25 protein-coding genes are annotated in these 19,616 nt (G+C 46.9%); 22 read left to right on the forward strand and 3 right to left on the reverse strand.

Annotation, left to right across the window (positions count from 1 at the left end; all coding sequences use genetic code 11):
• Positions 1-52 precede the first annotated feature (52 nt).
• The 21 genes from R7P35_RS11850 (at position 53) to R7P35_RS11950 (ending at position 15,620) form a co-directional block, all read left to right on the forward strand.
• Positions 53-472 carry a head completion/stabilization protein gene (locus R7P35_RS11850; protein WP_025517552.1) on the forward strand — a complete coding sequence of 140 codons (420 nt, stop codon included), beginning with the start codon at positions 53-55 and terminating at the stop codon, positions 470-472.
• Entirely contained in the window at positions 469-960 is a 492-nt protein-coding gene (locus R7P35_RS11855; protein WP_025589358.1) for a phage tail protein, read from the forward strand. The genes R7P35_RS11850 and R7P35_RS11855 overlap by 4 nt, the downstream gene beginning before the upstream one ends.
• Positions 944-1,600 carry a virion morphogenesis protein gene (locus R7P35_RS11860; protein ID WP_318092134.1) on the forward strand — a complete coding sequence of 219 codons (657 nt, stop codon included), beginning with the start codon at positions 944-946 and terminating at the stop codon, positions 1,598-1,600. The genes R7P35_RS11855 and R7P35_RS11860 overlap by 17 nt, the downstream gene beginning before the upstream one ends.
• A gap of 3 nt (positions 1,601-1,603) precedes the next feature.
• A complete protein-coding gene (locus R7P35_RS11865; RefSeq protein ID WP_318092136.1) occupies positions 1,604-2,734 on the forward strand; it encodes a DUF2586 domain-containing protein in 1,131 nt (376 codons plus the stop codon).
• A 3-nt stretch (positions 2,735-2,737) separates the two neighbouring features.
• Positions 2,738-3,187 (forward strand): phage protein, encoded by a 450-nt coding sequence (locus R7P35_RS11870; RefSeq protein ID WP_025605246.1) that lies wholly within the window; start codon positions 2,738-2,740, stop codon positions 3,185-3,187.
• 12 nt (positions 3,188-3,199) lie between these two features.
• A complete protein-coding gene (locus R7P35_RS11875) occupies positions 3,200-3,418 on the forward strand; it encodes a TraR/DksA C4-type zinc finger protein (protein WP_086458833.1) in 219 nt (72 codons plus the stop codon).
• The gene (locus tag R7P35_RS11880) at positions 3,415-3,912 is read left to right on the forward strand and encodes a hypothetical protein (RefSeq protein WP_318092138.1); all 498 of its coding nucleotides are present in this window, start codon (positions 3,415-3,417) and stop codon (positions 3,910-3,912) included. The genes R7P35_RS11875 and R7P35_RS11880 overlap by 4 nt, the downstream gene beginning before the upstream one ends.
• On the forward strand, positions 3,909-4,139 hold the full coding sequence (locus tag R7P35_RS11885; protein WP_031429740.1) for a hypothetical protein: 231 nt from the start codon (positions 3,909-3,911) through the stop codon (positions 4,137-4,139). The genes R7P35_RS11880 and R7P35_RS11885 overlap by 4 nt, the downstream gene beginning before the upstream one ends.
• A 2-nt stretch (positions 4,140-4,141) precedes the next feature.
• The gene (locus R7P35_RS11890; RefSeq protein ID WP_045607483.1) at positions 4,142-4,426 is read left to right on the forward strand and encodes a hypothetical protein; all 285 of its coding nucleotides are present in this window, start codon (positions 4,142-4,144) and stop codon (positions 4,424-4,426) included.
• The gene (locus R7P35_RS11895; protein ID WP_031429742.1) at positions 4,423-4,686 is read left to right on the forward strand and encodes a putative phage tail assembly chaperone; all 264 of its coding nucleotides are present in this window, start codon (positions 4,423-4,425) and stop codon (positions 4,684-4,686) included. The genes R7P35_RS11890 and R7P35_RS11895 overlap by 4 nt, the downstream gene beginning before the upstream one ends.
• 41 nt (positions 4,687-4,727) lie before the next feature.
• Positions 4,728-4,868, forward strand: coding sequence for a DUF6890 family protein (locus tag R7P35_RS11900; RefSeq protein WP_162836293.1), 141 nt, complete (start codon positions 4,728-4,730; stop codon positions 4,866-4,868).
• Positions 4,869-4,879: 11 nt separating this feature from the next.
• Entirely contained in the window at positions 4,880-6,766 is a 1,887-nt protein-coding gene (locus R7P35_RS11905; RefSeq protein ID WP_318092145.1) for a phage tail tape measure protein, read from the forward strand.
• Positions 6,766-7,107 carry a DUF2590 family protein gene (locus R7P35_RS11910; protein ID WP_025589745.1) on the forward strand — a complete coding sequence of 114 codons (342 nt, stop codon included), beginning with the start codon at positions 6,766-6,768 and terminating at the stop codon, positions 7,105-7,107. Before R7P35_RS11905 ends, R7P35_RS11910 begins: the two co-directional genes overlap by 1 nt.
• Complete coding sequence (locus R7P35_RS11915; RefSeq protein WP_318092147.1) at positions 7,107-8,294, forward strand: baseplate J/gp47 family protein; 1,188 nt, start codon at positions 7,107-7,109, stop codon at positions 8,292-8,294. The genes R7P35_RS11910 and R7P35_RS11915 overlap by 1 nt, the downstream gene beginning before the upstream one ends.
• The gene (locus tag R7P35_RS11920) at positions 8,281-8,883 is read left to right on the forward strand and encodes a phage tail protein (protein ID WP_318092149.1); all 603 of its coding nucleotides are present in this window, start codon (positions 8,281-8,283) and stop codon (positions 8,881-8,883) included. The genes R7P35_RS11915 and R7P35_RS11920 overlap by 14 nt, the downstream gene beginning before the upstream one ends.
• 13 nt (positions 8,884-8,896) lie before the next feature.
• Positions 8,897-11,947: a phage tail protein gene (locus tag R7P35_RS11925; RefSeq protein ID WP_318092151.1), complete on the forward strand. Its 3,051-nt coding sequence runs from the start codon at positions 8,897-8,899 to the stop codon at positions 11,945-11,947.
• Between the two features lie 14 nt (positions 11,948-11,961).
• Complete coding sequence (locus tag R7P35_RS11930; RefSeq protein ID WP_318092153.1) at positions 11,962-12,498, forward strand: adenine glycosylase; 537 nt, start codon at positions 11,962-11,964, stop codon at positions 12,496-12,498.
• A gap of 9 nt (positions 12,499-12,507) precedes the next feature.
• Positions 12,508-13,197 carry a hypothetical protein gene (locus R7P35_RS11935; protein WP_062851520.1) on the forward strand — a complete coding sequence of 230 codons (690 nt, stop codon included), beginning with the start codon at positions 12,508-12,510 and terminating at the stop codon, positions 13,195-13,197.
• Positions 13,188-13,859, forward strand: a complete 672-nt coding sequence (locus tag R7P35_RS11940; RefSeq protein WP_318092156.1) for a hypothetical protein — start codon at positions 13,188-13,190, stop codon at positions 13,857-13,859. Before R7P35_RS11935 ends, R7P35_RS11940 begins: the two co-directional genes overlap by 10 nt.
• A 1-nt stretch (position 13,860) precedes the next feature.
• Entirely contained in the window at positions 13,861-14,058 is a 198-nt protein-coding gene (locus tag R7P35_RS11945; protein WP_318092158.1) for a hypothetical protein, read from the forward strand.
• 932 nt (positions 14,059-14,990) lie between these two features.
• A complete protein-coding gene (locus tag R7P35_RS11950) occupies positions 14,991-15,620 on the forward strand; it encodes a DsbA family protein (RefSeq protein WP_137282276.1) in 630 nt (209 codons plus the stop codon).
• Between the two features lie 78 nt (positions 15,621-15,698).
• Here the strand turns inward: R7P35_RS11950 and R7P35_RS11955 are convergent, their stop codons facing one another.
• Positions 15,699-17,024, reverse strand: a complete 1,326-nt coding sequence (locus R7P35_RS11955) for a Na+/H+ antiporter family protein (RefSeq protein ID WP_025767202.1) — start codon at positions 17,022-17,024, stop codon at positions 15,699-15,701.
• A gap of 28 nt (positions 17,025-17,052) precedes the next feature.
• Positions 17,053-17,697 (reverse strand): ribonuclease T, encoded by a 645-nt coding sequence (gene rnt / locus R7P35_RS11960; RefSeq protein ID WP_005384888.1) that lies wholly within the window; start codon positions 17,695-17,697, stop codon positions 17,053-17,055.
• A 341-nt stretch (positions 17,698-18,038) separates the two neighbouring features.
• On the opposite strand from rnt, the gene motY reads away from it, so the two are divergent.
• Complete coding sequence (motY, locus tag R7P35_RS11965; RefSeq protein WP_005384887.1) at positions 18,039-18,920, forward strand: flagellar protein MotY; 882 nt, start codon at positions 18,039-18,041, stop codon at positions 18,918-18,920.
• Positions 18,921-19,040: 120 nt separating this feature from the next.
• On the opposite strand, the gene R7P35_RS11970 is transcribed toward motY, so the two are convergent.
• Entirely contained in the window at positions 19,041-19,475 is a 435-nt protein-coding gene (locus tag R7P35_RS11970; protein ID WP_005384886.1) for a DUF2753 domain-containing protein, read from the reverse strand.
• Positions 19,476-19,616: the final 141 nt, after the last annotated feature.

A 19,616-nucleotide genomic window follows, 5' to 3' on the forward strand; every position in this document is an offset into this window, starting at 1 on the left:
CCGTCGACCCAGTGGCTAGAGGCGCCCTAATTTAACTAATCAAGGGACCGTTATGAGCTTTGGCGGAAATGTTAACAGCGCAGTCGATATCGCTATACCAGGTGAAGGATGGCCGGATTTATCTACGGCTGAATTTCGCAGTTTACGCCGTGTTCCCCATACGTTTGATAACGACTCTTTGAACTACGCGGTGACCATTGCCGCGCTGAATATTCAAGAACGATTAGAAAGCCTGATTGTCGGTGGCGAAAAACCAGTGCTGAGCAATCCGAAAATCATGCTCTACAAACGTGCGGTTTATGGTCGGGCTCACGCCGAGCTGCTGAAAGAGTTTGCGACCCAAGACCGCCGAAAAGAAGGTGAAAGCGTGGCAACGGATGAACCGGAACAAGAGGCACGTTTTCTCGCCCAGAGTAACAAAGATGTGCGCGCACTCCTTGGTCGCAGTGCGAATGGGATTGACTCGATATGAGCGAAACAACTTACAACAAAACCAAGCTTGAGCACCTGACGGATTACATCGTCAGTCACCTGAACTCCAATGTGCTCGATAACAAAATCGATGCCTGGCAGGAAAACGGCTCCATTGTGCCAAACGGTGAAGACAGAGGGAACGGCGGTTATATCGCGTGTTACTGGAAGTACAACGCAGTGGTCAGTATTGAAGAGTTTCCACACCGACTTTTGGACCCTCGCTGCTTACTTGCTTTGGTTGCCTGTTGGCTGAGCGATTACGACACCACGCGTAATGAAGATGAGTTAGGTGACCCAGACCTTTCGGTTGATGTGATCAGCAGTGAAGTAGCCGATGTTGCCATTGAACTGGAAATGATGGAGCCGATTGAGCTGATCCCTGACCCTGCGGGAATGATCACTTGGCGAGGGGAAACCTACCGAGTACAGGCCGTTGAAATCTACACCGCAGAAGAAGCGGAGTTGGTGAATGAAGCCACAAATTAAGGTCAATGAGCGCGATGTGCTCAACATGCAGGAAAAGCTGGCCATGCTGGCTCTGCCACCTAAAAAGCGAGTCTGGATACTGAAAACCCTTGGCCGTTGGGAAACGACCAATACCAGAAAGCGCATTCGGTCCCAAAAAGACGTTAACGGACGCGCTCTGCAACCAAAGAAAGGAAAGAAGAAAGGCAAGGTTTTAAAGCGGATGGCAAAGGGCTTAACGCCTTATGTGAGAAACGCTAACCAGCTTGATTTGACTTGGAGTAACGAGTTAACCGCAAAAATCGCAGCAAGGCACCACCTTGGTCAAAAGCAAAAAATGACCAAGCGCCAAATGCAAAAGCGATGGGGTAAACCAGATTACTCAGCACCTTGTACCAAAGGGCAAGCGAGAAAGCTAAGAGAACTGGGTTACACGGTACCGAGAAAAAGCGGTAAAGGACGAAAGAAACCCAGTTTACGTGAGTTGATGGCAACCATCACCCACGGACAAGCAGGACAGCTTATTCGAGAACTCTCTAATCAGCCAAATATCACCAGTTGGGATATTCCATTAGCAGAGCGTCAGATTCTCGGTAGTAAAGAACGTGAAGTGAACCGCCAGCTCATCAAGATATTTGAGCAGGCAAAACAGAGGAAATAACCAATGGCAACCGGAAAGGTAGAGGTTAACAATCTCAATTTGGCACAAGGCGGTATCCCTGAGATAGAACGTCACGTGCTTTTCATCGGGCGTACTGACAAGGCAGAACTGCAAGGCAAAGTGACCCGCATTAATAACATGACCAACCTTGACGAAGTTGTTGCCGATGATGCGCTTGGTCTGAACGTGAAAGCCGCCCAACTTAACGGCAAACAAAACTGGACGGGTGCGATTGTCGGCTTAGGTGCAGACGATACGTGGCAAGACGCTGTTGATCTGGCGAACCGGACTGACTCATTCGAAGGCATTGCCATTTGTGACCCAGTCACGGTCAAAACTCAGTTTGATGACATGCAGTCGAAAGCAACCGAGCTGACCAGCAAACTTGGTCGTTGGGTGTTCTTCCTCGCCGCTTGTGCGGGCATTGATTTAACCTCTGATACAGGCCAAACGTGGGCAGAGTACGAAACCGCCATGCTTGACCTGGTGAAAGATGTTTCTGCAAACCTCGTGACGCCCGTTCCTCAGCTTAACGGCAATAACGTGGGTGTACTGGCTGGTCGTTTATGTGATCGAAACGTCACGGTAGCAGACAGCCCAATGCGTGTCGCAACAGGCTCAGTATTGAGCTTGGGTGACATGCCAACGGACAGCGCAGGCAAAGCATTAGAGATGAGCACCATCGCAACGCTAGCCGACGCACGTTACTCACTGCCGCAATGGTACGCCGATTTAGAAGGGGTGTACTGGTCGGACGCAACCACATTGGAAGCCAAAGGCGGTGATTATCAGTACCTCGAATACGTTCGCCCGGTGCACAAGCTTAACCGCCGTGTGCGTATCAAAGCGATTCGACGTATTGCCGACCGCATTCTTAACTCAACGCCTGCAAGCATTGAGCTGAACCGCACTTACTTTCGCAAAGATATGCGTGATATGTCGAAAACGACAGAAGTTGGCGGCATTACCTTCCCTGGCGAAATCATGCCGCCAGAAGATGGTGACGTCACCATTCAGTGGGTAACCAAAACCAAAGTGTCGATCGGTTTGATGGTTCGTCCTCATAACTGCCCGAAACACATCGTGGTCAACATCGCGCTTGATCTTACTAACCCTGCAGATTTGGAGGCGTAATCCATGAGAATTTCTGGCAAGAACATGCATTTCTCTTTGGGTGACTACAAGCTCAAAGCACAAAAAGTCTCGTTATCCATTACCGATAATTCCGCTGTTAATAAAACCTCTGGTGTGCCAGATGGTTACGTCGACGGAGATGTTGAGGCTAGTGGTGAAATGGAGCTGACCACGCAGCAATTTAACCTGCTAAGCAAAGCAGCGAAACAAGCCGGCTCTTGGCGTGGAATGCCTGATTTTGACGCGCTGTTCTACGGCAAGATTGATAAAGATGAGCTCAAAATTGAAGCTTTCGGATGTCGTATCAAAATCTCTGACCTACTTGATGCCGATTCGAATGGCGGTAGTGCATTAGTTCACAAGCTGCCGTTCGAGGTGACAAGCCCAGACTTTGTCAGCATCAACGGTGTGCCGTACCTGCGTCCGGATGAAACCGAAGACTTGGTTCAATAACAAGGAGGCATGATGGCAGATGTTATCGACCATGCCTGCGGTCTTGAAACCCAATTCACAGAAGTGGCGCTTGCCAACCAACTGGCAAGGGCTAAGCGAATTGAAGAACGGGAAAGCGCACATGAATGCGGCGAATGTGGCGACCCAATCCCAGAAAAACGCCGCCAAAAAGTACCAGGTTGCATCTACTGCACCCAGTGTCAAAGCGAATTGGAGCGAATGAACCGATGAATTTAGCAAAGCTCTTTGTTGAGAAAATCATGAAGCCAGTCCTTGACCACTTAGATATGGCATCCGGTGGTAGAGGAACAATGAACACTCAAGCGGCCATTAATCTGATCCTGATGATTATTGCCCATGAGTCTGGAAAGTTTACTTACTCAAAACAAGTACGTGGTCCTGCATTGGGCTTTACCCAAATGGAGCCAGCCACCTTCAACTGGCTTGTCGAGTGGTTAGGTAACAGTCGCCCTCACTTGTTGGATGCACTGTCGATGTTTTGCCCCGTTGAGCACTTAGACCCTCGTTACATGGTGATTTCACCCGAGTTCGCAGTGGCAACCGCACGACTCAATTTAATTCGGTTCCCAGAAGCCTTGCCAGATGACGATGACCTAGAAGGTTTGGCTCGGTACGCGAAGAAGTACTGGAACACAAGCGCAGGTAAAGCAACAGCAGAAGATTACCTACAGGCATATCAATCCCTAATCGGAGAAGCAGCATGAATTTCTTAACTGGAATCGTTGGCAAGACATTGTTGGAAGTACTGAAAGGTCTGTTCTTTCAAATCAGTTGGTCAATCATCCTTGAACGTTTCGCCACACGCTCAGTGGTGTGGGGCTTAGAAACCCTAAAAGGCTTAACTAGCAATGATGTGATGCAAGAAACGGTTGACGACATCATCAACGCATTACAAGGCAAACGCTTAAAAGAAATTCCACAGAAGGAATAGCGATGGATTCATCATGGATATCGGCGATTGTGGCAACGATAGCGCTGCTTATCGCCATCATCAATGTGGTTTTCGGCAGAACGGATAAAGGGCAAAGCACCGCCCGAGACCATGACCGTCGTATCCATGCCAATGAGCTAGCCACTGAGCGACTGCGCGGTGATGTCGCCGAAAAGTACGCCACTAAGCACGAACTACGGGAAGCCGTAGATGATTTGAAAGATTCTATAAACGGACGATTCGACCGTTTAGAAACCAAGTTAGATAAAGAGAGAGATGTAGCATGAGCAAACAAATTGCACTAACGGTTGGTGATGCAGATATCACGTTTGTCCCGACAGAAGCAGATTACAACGACTACATGAACGCGTTGGCACAGGGGGAAATCGTGAACTCTGCGCATAACTTTCTGATGAACACCGTTACAGAAGAAAGCAAAGAAGTATTCCGTGAACTGACGAATGAGAATCCAGGAGCTGCGATTCAGGTTGTGGGTGAAGTTCTCAAGGAATACACGCCGAAGCTGCAAATCAAAGTAAAAAAATAGATGCCCTTGTTCGGGCTATGGACTCCAACGAGCTCGAACAAATGCTCACCTGGCGCCGTAAGTGGTTGCCGGGTGAGACAGACAGCGAAGAGAACCTTGCAAGGGCCATTTGGTTAGAGCGTCAGTATTGGGAAAACATGCAAGCTGCTACCGCTAACGGGGTTGCCAAGGCGTTTAGCTGATAAGGAACACGATGTTACCAGAAGCACTCAGATTTCAAGTTGGATTGATTGACCAGATTTCTAAACCTCTGGGCAATATTCAACGCAATTTGAATGATGTCACCAATACCTACCGTCAGGGTACTCATACCATGATGGCAGGAGCGGCAGGCATGGTGGGTGCTGGTTTTGCATTGCAACAAGCCTTGATGCCAGCGATTGAGATGGACAGGGCATTAGGTGAAGTGAAATCACTTGGTGTTGCCGATGACCAGCTAAAAACCCTTACCCAAACAGCAATGAAGTTTTCGGTTGAATACGGTAAGTCGGCCACTGAATTTGTGGCGGCTTCGTATGATATCAAATCTGCTATGGGGGATATGACAGGCGATGAACTGGCGGGTGTCACAAGAAGCTCGGCTATTTTAGCCGCTGCGACTAAAGCAGATACGGCCACCATTACCAACTACATGGGTACCATGTACTCGGTTTTTAAAGACCAAGCCGATCGGATTGGTAAAGACAACTGGGCTGAACAAGTTGCAGGTATGACCGCAAAATCTGTCGAGAGGTTCAAAACCACGGGTCAAGGAATGTCGGATGCGTTTAAAGGTGTTGGCGCATTAGGTAAAACTCACGGCGTAGCCATTCAGGAGCAAATGGCAGTGCTTGGACTGCTGCAAGGTTCTATGACTGGTAGTGAAGCGGGAACTCGTTACAAAGCCTTTATGAGCGGTGTGGTAAAAGCGCAAGACAAGCTAGGCATGGCGTTTACCGACAGCAACGGGAAGATGCTGCCAATGTTCGACATTATGTCGAAACTACGCAACCAATTCGGTGATTTAGATTCACTGGAAATTGATCAAATTAAGCAAGCTTTCGGCTCGGATGAAGCCGTACTGCTTATCACCGACTTGATAGGTAAAACGGGTGAGCTGCAATCAAGCGTCAAAGACCTAAATGATGCCAGTAACTTAAATACGGCAATTAACATGGCCGGAGCAATGACCGACCAATGGGAGCGACTTGAACAAGGTGTGTTTGCTGTTCGAACTGCTTTTGGTGCGGCGTTGTTGCCTTCTCTCTTGCCTGTGATTTCGAGCTTGGCCGATGGTGCGATAGAAATCATCGAATGGACAGAGATGTTCCCGAACCTGACAAAGTACATTGGTTTTGCTGCCATGGCGATTTTAGGTGCTGCTGCTGCAGGTGGTGCTTTTACCTTAATGATGGGTGTCGGCAAACAAGCCATGGCGACTTATATGCTCACCATGAAGATGTTCACAGGGGTGAACTTTTTGCTAACCAAAGGAATGGCAGCGCTTCGCGTTGCAATGCTAGCGGCAAACATCGCAATGATGGCGAACCCCATTGGATTCATTGTTGGTGCTGTAGTTGCCGCAATCGCCGCAGTTGGTGCACTGATTTTCTACTGGGATGACCTGAAAGCTTCGTTTGGTGACACAACATGGTTCCAAGTACTAGAAGGGGCAATCACTTTAATCACACTCCCATTTAGAGCCATGTTTGAGTTCATCAAGGCGGGGTGGCAATGGGTAATGAGTGGCTTTACCGACACTAGTGGATTTGCCTTTATCGGTGATATGGCTAACTCCATTAAGGAAGTTTTTTCCGGAGTGTTCAATTGGATTACCCAAAGCCTAGCGGGAATTTGGGACTCAGTGAAAGGGCTCATTGATTGGATACCTGGCTTCGGCGGTGATGATGAAGCTACTCAAGTGAAATCGAAGTCCGTTCAAAGCGCTACGCCTCGTGCACAAATTCAACCAGGTGGCGCAGCGAAGAACATTGCCAGCTATCAAACCAGCTCAACCAACTACGGTGGAGTGGCGATTTATCCAACCTACATGAACAGCCCGCAAGACATGGCGAGTGAAATAGAAATGGCGGCAGGCTAATGGCGGATTACAAATACCAGGACATTTTGATTGAGAACGGGGATGTGGTGCTCGATGCAGGCCGCAACCCAATATTGATTCAAGACCGAGCAGTGATCGCCCAAGACATCAAACACGCCATCATCGAGAGCAACTTAGCAGTGGATTTAATAGCAGAGCGAAGCCCATCCAAGAAAGCCGATATCCGCACCAAGCTGGAATTGCTCGTTGAAGAAGACGTTCGATTGGTACCAGGTACTGTGCGTTTGGATGAACCAACCGAGGGCACGATTTACGTATTTGCCGACACCATGGACTTTGGCGAGTTGCAATTAGAGATAGTGAATAACGGAGAGCGTTAATGACTGATATTCCAAAACCAGACTATTCCGAACTGGTGAAGCAATCCGGTATCCCAACCGATGAAGCAGGGTGGAAGAAAGTACTCAAAGAAGAGATGGACAAAGAAGGTTCCATCATCTCAAACGACTCGCCGTTCTCTCCATTTTGGCGCCTCATTGAAGCCACGGTAGTAAAAGTCACGATGTGGCTCATCAATACCTTATTGGTTGGCTATGTCTTACCGAACATGTTTGTCGCCACTGCCGTTGACCAATGGCTCGACTTGTTGGCGTGGCAATGCAAACTCACCCGTAAAGGCGCAACCAAAGCCAAAGGCATGATCGCCTTTCAACGTTCCGCGGCTAAAGGCCCTGCGTTGGTGATCCCCAAAGATACGTGGGTACAGACCGAACCGATTAACGGCACGATTTACCGGGTGAAGGTGCTTGCTGATACCACGATGCCAGAGAACGAAACCATGGTGATGGCAGAAGTCGAGGCAGAGAACGAGGGCGCGGCTTACAACCTAGGTGAAGGGTATTACCACATTTTGCCAACAGCCATTCCGGGCATTGGCGCAGTGACGAACCCTGCCGAATGGTTGAATGAAGCAGGGGCAGACAAAGAGAGTAATGACGAACTCCGCCTACGTATTCGTAACCAGTGGAGCGCAGTAGCGAGATGGCACATTGATGCGGCTTACCGTTCACTGCTCACCAGTCGCGCAGGCATCAACGACGACAATGTTTATTTTGAGCATAACGCCCCGCGTGGACCAGGTACCGCAAACGCACTCATCCTTTTAGACACTGGTGAACCATCCGCAGAAATGTTGGCGGATTTGAATGAATACATCCGTGTCGAAGGTCAGCACGGCCATGGTGATGATCTGCAAGTGCTCGCCATGCCTGAAACGACCCACGATATTGTCTGCCGAGTGTGGCCGCTGCGCTCACTAACGATGGAAGACCGAGACGCGTTGAAAATTAAAGTGGAGCAGTTCATTGGTGCGGCTTTCCGTGAGAACACCGATTACTCGCCAACGGTGACCAATCCGGTTCTACGATTTAGTTTCTCAAGGCTAGGGCAGGAGCTGCATGCGCAGTTCTCAGAGATTGAATCACTCGAATTCGATAACGCCGACATCATCAACAACCTGACGGTACCGCGCATTAATTCTCTGGGGGTGACGATTGAAAATTCCTGAGATTAACCTGCGTTACTGGATGGGCAGAGGCGAGCTGGCTAAGTTTGCCCGAGCCATGCGCAACTACTGGGAACACGTGAGAGCGGCATTCGAAATGCCACTGCAGCAGCATGATCCACTTACTGCACCAATAGCACTGGTAAACATTCTTGCCTGGCAACGTGAGATAGAACGCTTAGGCCAGGAGCCTGAAGAGTTATTTCGAATTCGTGTGGCTCATGCTTACGGGTTTGCGCGTGACGCAGGCACGATAGCGGGCTGGGAAGATATGTTTGAAAAGCTCGGTTATCCGCACATTGGTCAAGACGAGCGTTTAGCCAATGTGGATTGGGATGTGATCAGTCTAAAAATCCGCGATGGCGATTTAACCAATGTTCCCAAGCTGCTTGATACCGTCATCAGACAATACGGCAGAACCTGCCGCCGCTATCAATACACCAGTTATGTCGAAATGCCGTTGGCCGCGCGAAGCAAGAATGTTGAAGCGCAATACAACACGTCTCACGTTAAGACTCGACTCAACGTTGGCATGCCTCCAAGTGTGCTGAACGTCGACTGCGAATATTACCAAGCCACAGTGAAGGGTTAAGGAATTACTAAACATGGCAAATACCACTGACAAGTCAATTTTAACCGCCGCAGGTAAAGCACTGTTGGCACAGCTTAACGCTGAAGAAAAACCACTTATCATCGACAAGATGATATTCGCCAACGTACCAAACCGCCCAGAGTTTCCACAGCCAGATGATGTGGTACCGACTGACGATATTGTTCACCAAGAGCAGGTTGAGCAGCGCGGCCGTCTTTCTGCAGACTCGGTGATCTACAGCACTACCTTGACCAGCGATATTGGTCCATTCGAGTTCAACTGGACAGGCGCATACTGCTCTGAATATGGAGTACTCGTCACGATTGACCATCACGCGCTTACACCTAAAACAGCCGATGAGCCGGGTGTCGCGGGTAATACCTTAGTGCGTTCGGTCGTTCTTGAATATAAAGACATCGCGGAAATCACCAACATCACGGTGGATGCATCCAGCTGGCAATACAACGCCACTGACCGTATGAAGAAGATGGACAGCGATGTAGCGCAATCCATCATCGACCAGAACGGCAAAGACTGGTTTATCGAAGACGGTTTCTTGGTGACGCCTTCGGGCAGTGCATACAACATCAAATCGGGTGCCGGTTATGTTTCGGGTAACCGTGTCAGCATGGAGTTTGACCGCAGCGTTCAGGTACCGAACAAACCATCGTTCATCTACATCGACGCGCACCGCGAAGGCACGCCAACTGGCGAGCAGGTTACCTTGTTTGATTTTGTCATCACGGCCGAAGAGAAAGACGATTACATCGACTCATCTACTGGTAAAGATATCCCGCATTTCGTGTGCAAAATTGCCAAGGTGCTGGCTGATGGAACAGTGAGTGATTTGCGAGGCATTGGTGGCACGAAAATGATGACAATGTCATTACCAACTTTTACGTCATTCACCGATAGAAGCTTGGACTGTGAACATGTGATCACCAGAGGCTACTATTCGCCAGGCGATAAAGGTTCAGCAGAATTTACCTTTACGGGGAACGTTAAGCTTGAAGAAGCGGGTAAGTCGTATCTCGACATTGGGTTAGTCTACGATTCGAAGGGTAGGGAATTTGAAATTGTCAGCAGCCCTTTGAATTATCGTCAGTTTGGTGCGGTATTAGACGGTCAAACATCGGTAATGAAGCAAATTAAAGACTGCCATGACTGCGCGAATCTAAAACTGGTACCTGTGGAAAATGAAGATGGAAAAGCGCTGATTGACGATAGCCACTTAGTGGTTATCAACACGAATGTGGATTGGGGAATGACAGAGTTCATCATTGATTCAAGTGTTGGTAACCCGGCGACATGGAGCATGCCCGTCCTATTTCGAGCGGAAGGAAACCCGCTGGAAACCTTCCTTTTGCCGCTGGATAAAAGTGAGTTCTACGAATCGTCAAGTTGGTTGCCATCACTGGCTACACTCCACAATGCCTTTATATTCATTGATTCTGATACGCCTCATATCAAGCGTTATCCATCATCCTCTACGTTTGAAAATAAACGAGAGCCAAACCGAGTGGGTAAAAACGGTGAGTTGAATAAGCCTTTACGATTTGACTACACGCAATCTGAATCACTGACCGTTCAGTATCGTAATATGGAGCAGTGCTACATTACCATTAAGGGAGGGTTCCTCGACCAAAATGGTAGTCCTAGCCATATCTTCTTAGAAATAGCGCGCAACAATACGATTTGGCACCTGATTGGTTTCAAAGATAAAACCAATTCAGACCAAAAAAATATCCGTGCTCCAATGAGCTATTCAATGTGTGCTGACGTTCGCCTCATCGACGTCAACGCAGAAGCACCGACTCGTTTGGATGGGACAGATGGCACTTACGGCCTTTCCGGAACGGGCGTCGTGGACTTATATCTGGAAAACCTGAACGCCTATTGTGGTTATGGTTTTGCGGGTATGAACCTCGTCAATGGGGTGACGTTGAAGAGTTGTAAAATCAACCGATTTGATGGGCACTTCGGTCTTTGGGATCTCTTAGCCGAAGACACCCATTTTAAAGAATGGGGGATATTGGTCGGTTCTGGAGGCGGTTATCTCAAGCTCAAGAACTGCTCTAAGTTCTTTGGGAAGTCTACCAAGCTTAATTCTAAAGATTACGGTTTTAGTGATGTGGTTCAGTTGCGTCCTGACTATGCAAGTGAATGGCGGGGGTCAATAGAAATCAAAGGCCTGAGAATGATTGTTGATGCCAGCATGTCGCGTGATATTGGATTGCAGATAGTTAAGTTCCATTGTGATGGCGACTATGGAGCAAGCCATATCGTCGAGTGGGCAAGAAATATCATCATCAAAGACGTGGTGATTGAAGCACCAGACTCTCATCTCACTTATCAGGCGTTTGGTGTTGTGTGTGTGGATTTCTCAAATAATGCCATTACTACAGGGACTCGACTTCCTGCGCGAGTCATTATCGACAACGTCAACTACTCAAAAGAAAACCCTAATGCCTACATATCTGCCGTAAACGGGCCTAAGGATTTGTATGTCAAGATGAATGCTGAAGCAGGCAATGCTGCGGATGGGGCGCACAATGCGGTTTGGTCTGTTTCTCGAATTTTTAACGCGAACCGTAATCCAAGGTATAACGAGGGTAATTCTCCTGGTGCAGAAACGCTGATTCAATATGCTCCAAATACCAATGAGAGAAATACTGGTGCGGATAGAATCAAGCTCCGTATTTTGATTAGCCAGTGCACCATGTTTGATGTTGAAATTACGGTATCCCATTACTTGGAAGTTCACGGTGGATCATGTGTGGCTTATGATCAATATTCCGGCTCATTTGCTTCAGACGGTATCGCTTGGTTTCACAATTGCCAAATCATGCCATTACCCGTTGATAGTACCGGAAAGCCAGAGTTTGGTCCGCATCATCTCAGAGGGTGTAGCATTTTAAAAACGGATGCAGGATACACCGCGAGTTATTTACGCAGTTCTCAAGGTGTGCTAGTTGAAAAAGATGTGGTGATTACAGGTAGTGTTACGCCTTCCATGATGTTTAATGGGTATCTTTCTGATAGCCGTTTTGAGCCAGTTGCCTAGGAAGTCGACTAACAATGCTTACCCTAAACGGCACTCAAATCTCACTCAAGAACCTGCGCGTTAGCGTTCGCCAACAGCTCGCCGGACAAGATATGTCCGGCCAGTCGTCGTCGACTGACCAGGCAGAAACGGGCAACAAAGGCAAAGTGTTGTCGGTTAGTGGTGTGATCCCATTCAACAAGAGTGAAACTCTAAGCAATCTTTTCACCATGGCAGGCGGGCAAGATAACAGTGCCCGCCAGATTTACCGCATCAGCAACAACACGGCTGCGGCACTCAAAATTCGCCAGGTTAAATTCCAGGGCACTATCCGAGCCGATGAACAAGAGAGCAACCGACAATGGAACGTGGCCTTCGAGTTAGTCGAGCACTTGTCCGTTCCTGAGCGTGTTGAACAGCGGCAGGAAGATAAGCCTGCAACACAGCAGCAGGTGCAAGGGGTGACCACTCCGGTAGAAACGGGACAAAGTGAAGACGTTCCACCGGATACCAGCGTCGAACTCACGGGCATCATGAAGTTTCTCAAATCACTAGACGAAATATTGTCATAAGGGGAGGGAATGGAGCCAAACCATAAGTTTGTGTGCCGAGCCTATCTTGGTAGTCAAAAGGTTAAAGCAAAGAACCATCGCATTCTTTTTGATGTTAATACACCTGGTCGCTGCTCGATTTCCGTTGAAGGTTCTCCAAAGGTAAACACCATCATTGCGGTGGACATCGGGTGGGGTGACAGCATCTCGCGGGTATTTCTTGGTTACATCGAGCGGGTTCAGGCATCAGAAAAAGGGTGGTCAGAACTGTTTTGTCGCGAGTTGGCGGCATTGTTGTTTAAGCCACTCGATATCACGCTTCGCCACCCAACGTTAATGCAGTTACTCAGCGATGTGACCAACAAAACCGGACTGCAGTTCGTGGTACCGGAAGCGGCCTACAGCAAAACATCTATCCCTTGCTTTTATAGTGATGGAAATGGCTATCGAGTGATGGACGAGCTGTCTCAAGCGTTTGGTATAGAAGACCTGTTTTGGCAACAGCAGGGTAACGGCCAAATCTATGTGGGCACTTGGAAGGATTCTTACTGGGCAGATAAGCCGGTGACTATTCCTGATAGCCTAATGACGGGGCACACTACGGCCAAGTCAGTGAAAATACCTGCGAGCCCTAAGCTAAGACCGGGTGCAATCGTCAATGGCCTGCGTTTGGTGGGCGTTGATTTTCAAGGAACAGAGGTGAAGCTGACATGGACGTAAATGCAATTAAGCGGATCATCTTCCGATTGTTTCCAGAACTGACCGGACGCTGGCATTTGCCACGATGGGGTAAGGTGGTTGCGTTACCTGAGCTGCCTGAAGAGGGCGACATGTCTGATCGCTTTTACCCGCATTATGCGGTGGACGTTCAGCTGCTTGATGAAAAGGGCGTGGAGTTCAAAGACAAATCACCACTTCAGGCGGTACCACTTCCAATACCAGGGGTGGGTGAATACGCCGGCAGACTTGAGCCACCGGCAATCGGAAGCATTGTAGAAATAGGCTTTATGTTCGGCCAACCAGATAAGCCTTTCATTCGTTGTGTGCTGCCATTGGGATTCAAGTTGCCAGCGATTAAGCAAGGTGAAAGCCGTTACCAACAACGCCAAGGTGTTTACCAATTGGTAGATGACGCGGGCAACTTCGAAAGTAAGACCGACAAAGACAACATCACCGAATGTTTAAACCAACGCATCAAAGTGTTGGAAGACAAAATAGAAGAAATCACAAATAACAAAGCCACTACAGCAAAGAAAATCATAGAAGTCGCTGATCTCATAACCATGAATGGCGGTAAAGGTGTTGTGCAAGGTGACTGCATTTGTGCTTACACAGGCAAGCCTCACTCTGATTTATCATCGACAGTTAAGGCAGGTAAATAACATGGCAATGAGTAAAGCATCACTAAAAGAGAAGTTAGAGAACGAACTGCAAGCACAAGGGTTCGTTCTTACAGGTGAATTCGCCATGGCAGGGAAAATGGCAGAAGCTATAGCCAACGCTGTGTATGACGAAATCACACAGAACGCCGAGGTCCCCGTCACGGGCGGTAGTTCGGAAGGGATTTACAGCGTGACGTAACATCCTGTCTTACACTAAGCACCAGCTAATTAACCAACCCTATAGATAAATCAACCTATCTATAGGAGTAACCGAAACTTGAACATTACACCAAACGACATATTGCCATACTTAGAAATGATGTACTTCACTATCCTTATCATAAAAGAGTTGTCACAACTATAGCTACCATCCATAGCCAATATAAAAGCAAGCGCCAATCAAGGGCGCTTTTCTTTTGCCTCGAACATCTACAACTATTATGCGCGCGTTGCTACTAAACCATAAATAGGATCATACAGTGACGGAAGGCGACCTCTAGGTGACGGAATCCGCACTCCTCCTCCCCACCTGCGACGTTTTCGATCTGGTTTTTTCGCAATTCTTAAATGTCGAAATTCAGCTGCCTACGTAACACGGTAGATATCAAGCGAAGCCTTAGCCATAGCGGGGTTCGAGAATCCCAAAGACCTCTAAGAATCGCTTCTAGAGCCATTTTAGAAATTTCAAAAGTTGAAAAGAATTTCAGGAAATTGCAATTTTAATGATCTGGAAAGATCAGGTGGTGATTGGTAAGTGTTTGAAAATAATGGAGTGAGTGTGTTTTTCGTCATAAATGAAGACGATCCAAAGAAGAAAGAGACGATCAATTGTGAAGCTTACGAAGCCTTGTATAGACAGGCTTGAAGGTGAATTGCCAAGATAAATAAGTTTTTCAATTTATGAGACTGTATAATTACTCTGAGATTTTGAAATGACTTTGAAGTTAACGGTAAGAAATTGCTGTTTTTGTCGGGAGTGAATGAGAAGAGCCAAAGCCTGCTTCTTTGCCGGACAGCTCGTTAACTTCGAAGTCTAAACCAAGCAATTAGATTTAAATGTGTCGCCACTTCATCGCCACTTAATGTTTTTGTTTGATTTAACTAAATGATTTTAAAGGTTTAATTATTAAAGTGGATATAAAGCTTTACTACGTGCATGACCCAATGTGCAGTTGGTGTTGGGGTTACAAACCAACGCTGGATAAACTAAAACAGCAACTGCCAGGTGTGATTCAGTTTGAGTATGTGGTTGGTGGTCTTGCGCCAGATACTAATTTACCGATGCCGCCCGAGATGCAACAAAAACTCGAAGGTATTTGGAAGCAGATTGAGCGCCAGTTAGGCACTAAGTTTAACTACGATTTCTGGAAGCTTTGTACGCCAGTTAGAAGCACTTACCAATCTTGTCGTGCGGTTATTGCAGCCGGCTTTCAAGACTCTTATGAGCAGATGCTAGAAGCGGTTCAGCATGCGTATTACTTACGTGCGATGCCTCCTCATGAAGAAGCCACTCACTTGCAACTAGCGAGAGAAATTGGCTTGAATGTTCAGCAATTCAAGAATGACATGGATGGCTCTTTCTTAGAAGGTGTGTTCGAAGATCAATTGAGCCTTGCAAAGAGCCTAGGTGTGAGCTCTTACCCTAGCTTGGTTCTTAAAATTAACGACGCTTATTTTCCGATTGCCATCGATTACCTGTCGACAGAACCAACCTTGAAGCTGATTCGTGAGCGTATTATTGACAATATGCCAGCGCAATAACCACAGTTATGAATAACAAAAAGCCGCTCATTGAGCGGCTTTTTCGTAACTAAATGTATATCCATCCAAACAATAGTATTAAAGCACCATTGCTGCAATCCAACCAAAGATGATTAGAGGGATATTGTAATGGATAAAGGTTGGAACGACTGTTTCCCAAATGTGCTCATGTTGACCGTCTGCATTTAGACCAGATGTAGGGCCTAATGTAGAGTCAGAAGCTGGAGAGCCTGCATCACCTAACGCCGCCGCAGTACCTACTAGTGCAATCGTTGCCATCGGCGAGAAACCGAATGCTAGCGCAAGAGGAACATAGATAGTTGCAAGGATTGGAATCGTAGAGAACGATGAACCAATGCCCATTGTTACTAATAGACCAACGATCAGCATCAGTAGTGCAGCTAGAGGCTTATTGTCACCGATGCTGGTTGATAGCGATTGTACTAGTGTTTCAACACCGCCAGTTTGCTTCATTACTGCTGCAAAACCTGCCGCTGCGATCATGATGAAGCCAATCATTGCCATCATGTGTACACCTTTAGTGAACACGTCGTGCGTCTCTTTCCATGCGATAACGCCGCCGAAAGTGAACACCATAAAGCCAGCTAGAGCACCTATAATCATTGAACCCGTGTAAAGCTGAACACCCAATGCAGCGACAATACCAAGTGCCGCAACTAAGATGTGCTTTTTATTGATGACATGATCGGTTTCGTCAACGACTGTCAACTCAGTTTCTTTGTAGACACGCGGTTTACGATAGCTAACAAAGATAGCCAGTAATAGACCAAACAGCATGCCTGCACCTGGCAGTAACATGGCGGTTGGGACTTGGCCTGCAACCACGTTTTCCAAACCGTTGTCATGTAGGTTCTTTAATAGAATGTTGTTTAAGAAAATACCGCCGAAACCAACAGGTAAGATCATGTAAGGTGTGATCAAACCGAAGGTAAGAACACACGCGACCAAACGTCGGTCGAGCTTAAGTTTCGCGAATACGCCCAAAAGAGGTGGAATCAAAATTGGAATAAAGGCGATATGGACCGGAATTACGTTCTGAGATGACATCGTGACAAGCACTAACGCCACCAACACGGCGTACTTTAAGCCAGTAGTGGAAGCGGAGTTTTCTTTACCATTTAAGCGCTTGATAACACTTTTGGCCAGTAGATCCGTGATGCCTGATTTCGAGATGGCAACAGCGAAAGTACCTAACATGGCGTAGCTTAGCGCGATAGTTGCACCGCCACCTAGACCACTTTCAAATGCGGCAACCGTATCCCCAAGGCTCATGCCTGCGACTAGGCCGCCTACGATGGCACTAAACGTGAGGGCAACCACCACGTTTACGCGCATCAATGCTAACACGAGCATGACGCACACTGATATAACGACAGGATTCATACTTTTCCTAATATGTTGTGTTTACTTATTATTCTTCGTCGACAAGCGGCCAACCGCCGAGGGCCTTCCATTTGTTGACAATACCGCAGAATAATTCTGCTGTTTTTTGTGTATCGTAAAGCGCAGAGTGTGCTTCACGGTTATCAAATTCCATCCCGGCTGTTTTGCATGCTTTAGCGAGAACTGTTTGGCCATAAGCAAGGCCACTTAATGTAGCCGTATCAAAAGTAGCAAAGGGATGAAAAGGGACTCTTTTTAGTTTACAGCGTTCATTTGCTGCATTTACAAAACCCAAGTCGAATGCTGCGTTATGAGCAACCATAATTGCACGTGAGCAATCTGCGGCTTTTTGTTCTTTGCGAATAAGCTTATAAATTTCCTTTAGCGCCTCTTGCTCAGAAACAGCACCACGAAGAGGGCTGAAAGGGTCACGAATACCATTGAATTCAAGCGCTTCTTTTTCTAAGTTAGCGCCTTCAAATGGCTCCACATGAAAATGAATGGTGGAGGCCGGATGCAACACGCCATGTTCGTCCATTTTCAACGTAACGGCACAGATTTCTAAAAGTGCATCAGTTTGAGCATTGAAACCAGCGGTCTCAACGTCTACTACCACAGGGAAATAACCACGAAAGCGTTTTTTCAAGGTTAGAGCTTCATTTTCTAGTGTCATGTTGGCTTATTTTTGTGTGACGAAGGCTGCATTATTGCAGATTATACCGATGAGAAAAACCGCAATTTAAGAGAAAACCGGAATTCTATTTTGCATCCAATCAATAAGTTTGTATTGCATATTATGTAGACGTTTATTCGCCATACTTTGCATCATGTAAACCGATAAAACATGAGGAAGTAAAACGCTAAGTGGCGGTTAAGGTGATTGGAACACGGTGGCTCACATTAATGGCAGTGTGACAGATAACCCTATATTGGCGAGATTTTTGCATGCCGGTTGAAGTAATTTTATTGATGCAAATTGACGGCAACAGACTGCCGTTTAAGAGACAGTATTAGATGAAGAAATGGCTGATTACCAGTGGTGTTGTATTTTCGTTGTTTAGCACAAGCAGCTTCGCTTTGATGGGCAAACGTTATGCTGCAACTCCACAGCAATCTCAATGGGAAATGGTGGTCAATACACCATTAGAATGTCAGCTTGTACACCCCATTCCAAGCTTTGGAGATGCGGTATTTTCATCTCGTGCAAATAAAAAAATCAATTTAGACTTTGAGTTAAAAATGCGTCGCCCGATGGGAGAAACACGTAACGTCAGTCTCATTTCTATGCCGCCACCTTGGCGACCAGGTGAACACGCCGATCGAATTACAAACTTAAAGTTTTTTAAACAGTTTGATGGTTATGTCGGAGGGCAAACAGCATGGGGCATTTTGTCTGAGCTGGAAAAAGGCCGTTATCCGACTTTTAGTTACCAAGATTGGCAGAGCCGAGATCAGAGAATTGAAGTCGCATTGTCATCAGTACTGTTTCAAAACAAGTACAACGCGTTTAGCGACTGTATTTCCAACTTATTGAAATACAGTTTCGAGGACATTGCTTTTACGATTTTGCACTACGAAAGACAAGGTGATCAGTTAACCAAGGCTTCTAAAAAGCGTTTATCACAAATTGCAGATTATATCCGACATAATCAAGATATCGATCTCGTGCTGGTGGCGACGTACACAGATTCAACCGATGGTAAAAGTGCGAGTCAAAGTTTATCAGAGCGACGTGCAGAGTCACTTCGTGACTATTTTCAGTCTCTAGGGCTACCGGAAGATCGAATTCAAGTGCAAGGGTACGGCAAGCGTCGTCCTATTGCAGATAACGGTTCGCCAATAGGAAAAGACAAAAACCGCCGAGTCGTGATATCTCTAGGGCGAACCCAAGTGTGATGCATATAAAAACGCCGAAGCTGAAAGCTTCGGCATTTTTGATTTACTGACGTTGTTAATAATATTTTAGTGGTATTTTGCCAAGCACGTTTCGGTGATTCCTGCTGTATAATTTGAATGTTAGTTTAAGCGGAATTTGGCAATGACTTCGCAATTGGTGGCGGTATCGATTTTTTCAACCTGTTTGGCAATAGCCGGATTAGGGTGACGCTTCATAAAGTCTATCAACGCCTTAGTACAGCATCCTATCGAGTCGATAAAGCTTGCACACTCTTTATTTGGGCATTGTGGGATAAGTGTTAAGACCTTCTCAGAGGCCAGTTGAAGGTATTTGAGTTCATAGTCAGTATCTCCAGCCCAACGCCAGAACTGAGCTAAGTTATGACAAGAAATCACAGAAATTAATAATCGCTCGTCCGCCTCAATTTCCACACATTCGCTGATATCTTCACTCAGGCTTAGGGCTTGCTGGTAATGAAGAATGCTGCGAACAGGGTCATCTAGTTGAAGTGCCGTATCGGCTAGAAGTGTGTGTTTTTCCCATTCACTGATCATTATCGTAATCCCGCATATCGAAGTTGCGGATAAATCTAAACGATAACTATTATCAAGTAAAGGGTTTTGTTTATAAAAGGACAGGCAGATCGCAGACCTGCCTGTAATCGGAGTTCAACTTGCAGTACAAGTGATTATTAG

The organism is Vibrio sp. Vb0304 (assembly GCF_033338995.1).
Lineage (GTDB): Bacteria > Pseudomonadota > Gammaproteobacteria > Enterobacterales > Vibrionaceae > Vibrio > Vibrio alginolyticus.

Excerpts from the sequence above, each read along its gene's own strand:
- R7P35_RS11915 (WP_318092147.1), top strand. The coding sequence starts at position 7,107 with ATGACTGATATTCCAAAACCAGACTATTCCGAACTGGTGAAGCAATCC.
- R7P35_RS11890 (WP_045607483.1), top strand. The coding sequence starts at position 4,142 with ATGGATTCATCATGGATATCGGCGATTGTGGCAACGATAGCGCTGCTT.
- R7P35_RS11940 (WP_318092156.1), top strand. The coding sequence starts at position 13,188 with ATGGACGTAAATGCAATTAAGCGGATCATCTTCCGATTGTTTCCAGAA.
- rnt (WP_005384888.1), bottom strand. The coding sequence starts at position 17,697 with ATGACACTAGAAAATGAAGCTCTAACCTTGAAAAAACGCTTTCGTGGT.
- R7P35_RS11945 (WP_318092158.1), top strand. The coding sequence starts at position 13,861 with ATGGCAATGAGTAAAGCATCACTAAAAGAGAAGTTAGAGAACGAACTG.
- R7P35_RS11860 (WP_318092134.1), top strand. The coding sequence starts at position 944 with ATGAAGCCACAAATTAAGGTCAATGAGCGCGATGTGCTCAACATGCAG.
- R7P35_RS11885 (WP_031429740.1), top strand. The coding sequence starts at position 3,909 with ATGAATTTCTTAACTGGAATCGTTGGCAAGACATTGTTGGAAGTACTG.
- R7P35_RS11925 (WP_318092151.1), top strand. The coding sequence starts at position 8,897 with ATGGCAAATACCACTGACAAGTCAATTTTAACCGCCGCAGGTAAAGCA.
- motY (WP_005384887.1), top strand. The coding sequence starts at position 18,039 with ATGAAGAAATGGCTGATTACCAGTGGTGTTGTATTTTCGTTGTTTAGC.
- R7P35_RS11895 (WP_031429742.1), top strand. The coding sequence starts at position 4,423 with ATGAGCAAACAAATTGCACTAACGGTTGGTGATGCAGATATCACGTTT.
- R7P35_RS11865 (WP_318092136.1), top strand. The coding sequence starts at position 1,604 with ATGGCAACCGGAAAGGTAGAGGTTAACAATCTCAATTTGGCACAAGGC.
- R7P35_RS11935 (WP_062851520.1), top strand. The coding sequence starts at position 12,508 with ATGGAGCCAAACCATAAGTTTGTGTGCCGAGCCTATCTTGGTAGTCAA.
- R7P35_RS11955 (WP_025767202.1), bottom strand. The coding sequence starts at position 17,024 with ATGAATCCTGTCGTTATATCAGTGTGCGTCATGCTCGTGTTAGCATTG.
- R7P35_RS11905 (WP_318092145.1), top strand. The coding sequence starts at position 4,880 with ATGTTACCAGAAGCACTCAGATTTCAAGTTGGATTGATTGACCAGATT.
- R7P35_RS11850 (WP_025517552.1), top strand. The coding sequence starts at position 53 with ATGAGCTTTGGCGGAAATGTTAACAGCGCAGTCGATATCGCTATACCA.
- R7P35_RS11855 (WP_025589358.1), top strand. The coding sequence starts at position 469 with ATGAGCGAAACAACTTACAACAAAACCAAGCTTGAGCACCTGACGGAT.
- R7P35_RS11880 (WP_318092138.1), top strand. The coding sequence starts at position 3,415 with ATGAATTTAGCAAAGCTCTTTGTTGAGAAAATCATGAAGCCAGTCCTT.
- R7P35_RS11930 (WP_318092153.1), top strand. The coding sequence starts at position 11,962 with ATGCTTACCCTAAACGGCACTCAAATCTCACTCAAGAACCTGCGCGTT.
- R7P35_RS11870 (WP_025605246.1), top strand. The coding sequence starts at position 2,738 with ATGAGAATTTCTGGCAAGAACATGCATTTCTCTTTGGGTGACTACAAG.
- R7P35_RS11900 (WP_162836293.1), top strand. The coding sequence starts at position 4,728 with ATGCTCACCTGGCGCCGTAAGTGGTTGCCGGGTGAGACAGACAGCGAA.
- R7P35_RS11875 (WP_086458833.1), top strand. The coding sequence starts at position 3,200 with ATGGCAGATGTTATCGACCATGCCTGCGGTCTTGAAACCCAATTCACA.
- R7P35_RS11970 (WP_005384886.1), bottom strand. The coding sequence starts at position 19,475 with ATGATCAGTGAATGGGAAAAACACACACTTCTAGCCGATACGGCACTT.
- R7P35_RS11910 (WP_025589745.1), top strand. The coding sequence starts at position 6,766 with ATGGCGGATTACAAATACCAGGACATTTTGATTGAGAACGGGGATGTG.